The sequence below is a fragment of the Thermoanaerobacterium butyriciformans genome, from assembly GCF_017874545.1.
GTDB classification, from domain to species: Bacteria; Bacillota; Thermoanaerobacteria; order Thermoanaerobacterales; family Thermoanaerobacteraceae; genus Thermoanaerobacterium; species Thermoanaerobacterium butyriciformans.
This window is the reverse complement of sequence record NZ_JAGGLT010000063.1, coordinates 1-2,520: the sequence shown is the minus strand read 5'-3', so window position 1 is coordinate 2,520 and position 2,520 is coordinate 1. Positions and strand designations below refer to the sequence as shown.

Annotated in this window: 2 protein-coding genes; both read left to right on the top strand. The window is 32.9% G+C overall.

The genetic code is table 11. The features are described 5' to 3' along the window. Window positions 1–114: 114 nt before the first annotated feature. Window positions 115–303, top strand: coding sequence for a hypothetical protein (locus J2Z80_RS14855; RefSeq protein WP_013297723.1), 189 nt, complete (start codon window positions 115–117; stop codon window positions 301–303). Window positions 304–418: 115 nt separating this feature from the next. Beyond that, a complete protein-coding gene (locus J2Z80_RS14850) occupies window positions 419–2,023 on the top strand; it encodes an IS1182 family transposase (RefSeq protein WP_209455069.1) in 1,605 nt (534 codons plus the stop codon). The last annotated feature ends 497 nt before the right edge of the window (window positions 2,024–2,520 follow it).

Sequence of the window (2,520 nt, the reverse complement as noted above, 5' to 3'; positions counted from 1 at the left end):
ATGATTTCAGAATGAAATTTTGGGGGATAAATTTAAAAATATATCTCCTGAAATTCAGTTATATCAGGCAACAGAAGTTGCCGAGAATACTCATATTTTAAAAGGAGGGTTAGTATGGCTGGAACAAGTTCAGTATTTGGCCAAAGCAATTTGCTGTTCTTCTTCTTAATACTTGTTGTTTTGATGGGCGGCGGATGGTTTGGTGGCGGATCATGGTCAATGGAAACATTGCTGTTTTTCTTTGTATTACTCGTAATTGTTATGGACGGTGGAATGGGATTATTCTTAAATCAAGTCAAATAACAAAAAGGGGCTGTTGCACAACTGACTGAATAGGTCATAGTGCATCAGTCTTTTTTTATACGCAAAAAAGTAATTGCAGGTTCCAAAGAACCTGCAATTACTGTATAATTAAGTTATGCAAAAAAGTAAATTATACAATAAGAATTATACGCAATTTAATGGATGTTATCAATTAGTTCTTCCATTAAATTGTGAAATGTTAATACCAGAGGATGATTCGGTTCGCCTGCTTAGCCAAATATTGGAGGGATTGAATTACGAAAAGTTGTACAAGGCATATTCTTTCACTGGAAGAAAACCTGCAGTAGAGCCAAAAATCCTGTTTAAGGTATTAACTTATGCTTACATGAATAACATTTATTCCAGCAGAAAGATAGAAAGTGCATGCAAAAGGGATATTAATTTTATGTGGTTGCTTGAAGGAAGCAAAGCACCTGACCACTCTACTATTGCCAGATTCCGCAAGGAATATCTTGCCGATGCGATGGAAGATTTGTTTTATCAGTTGGTACAGCATCTCCATGAAATAGGTGAAGTAAAGTTTGAGCATCTCTTTGTAGACGGTACAAAGATTGAAGCCAATGCTAACCGCTATACATTTGTATGGAAAAAGGCTATTAATAAAAATCAGGCAAAGATGTTTACAAAAATACAATCTTACATAGAATCAATTAATCTTACGTATATGACTAATTTTACTGTTACTAAAGAAACTTTATTGAATGACATAGAAAAGATAATTGACTATCTTAAAAAGAAAAAAGAAGAAGAGCAGATAGAATTTGTTCATGGTATAGGGAAACGCAAGTCAAAACTCCAAAAATTTAATGAAGAGCTAGAGAAGTTTTACGAACGTCAAAAGAACTATAATACACACAATCAATTATTGGATGGAAGGAATAGTTATTCTAAAACTGATCCAGATGCAACATTTATGCACATGAAAGATGACCACATGAACAACTCTCAATTAAAGCCAGGATACAATGTGCAGATTGGGGTTGAAAGTGAGTATGTTACTGGTGTTGGTATATTTCAGGACAGGTCTGACAACACTACCCTTATTCCATTTCTAAATGATATGGAATCAAATTTAGGAAACAAATATCAAAATATCATAGCGGACTGTGGATATGAGAGTGAAGAAAACTATCTGTATTTGGAAGAAAAAAATCAAAAATACTACATAAAGCCGCAGACATATGAAAAGTGGAAGAAGAAAAGTTTTAAAAATGATATTAGTAAGCGTGAAAACATGGTTTATGATAAAGATAAAGATGAATATACCTGCCACAATGGAAAACAACTTAGACCAATTGGAATCATCTATAGGACTTCAGCAAGTGGCTACCGTTCAGAAATTACTGTATACGAATGTGAAGACTGCAACAATTGTCCATATAAATCAAAATGTACAAAAGCACGAGGCAACCGAAAGATGCAAGTATCAAAAACATTTGTAGAGAAGCGACAAATATCTTATGAGAATATCACATCTGAAGAGGGAATTCTCCTGAGAGTTAATCGTTCAATACAGGTAGAAGGTGCTTTTGGAGTTCTAAAAAATGATTACCAATTTAATAGATTTTTAACACGTGGGAAAAACAGTGTAAAAACGGAGTTTATGCTGTTATGTTTTTCCTACGATGTAAACAAACTGCATGCAAAAATACAGAATGAGAGATGTGAAAAGCACCTTCATGGAATAAAAATAGCCTGAGATTTGAAGAAAAAAATTACAGAAAGCCCAAGGCTTATTTAAGTGCGCCTAAAACTCAACAATCATAGAAAATCAGATGAATTACATATATTTTCATGATTGTTTTTTCATTTTTATACAGCCTTTTTACATTAAAAAGGGGTATTGCAAACTACTTTAAAGTAGTTTTGCAACAGCCCATTTATTATTTACATAGCTTTTTTTCTTTGTCATTTTAACGGTAATAATGGATGTCAAATTTAACTTTGAGGATTTACTATTCTTTTTCGTTTTTCTAATTGTTTTACAGCAAGATAAACCGCGTAAAGAAGCAAGGCGCTTTTTATGGTCATTAGCGACGATGAAATTTGAGTAACACTATTAAGCATATTACGTATAATGTATTAGGCCAATAAGGCCAAGAGAGTGATTTCGGAAACTAATTTCCAGCAGCATACAATGACATAAATTAGATATTAGATACAAAAAATAACAATGATTTTGCGATAAAAATAAGA

What these genes read in the sequence shown, in the direction of transcription:
- J2Z80_RS14855 (WP_013297723.1), top strand. Translation starts at nt 115, where the DNA reads ATGGCTGGAACAAGTTCAGTATTTGGCCAAAGCAATTTGCTGTTCTTC.
- J2Z80_RS14850 (WP_209455069.1), top strand. Translation starts at nt 419, where the DNA reads ATGCAAAAAAGTAAATTATACAATAAGAATTATACGCAATTTAATGGA.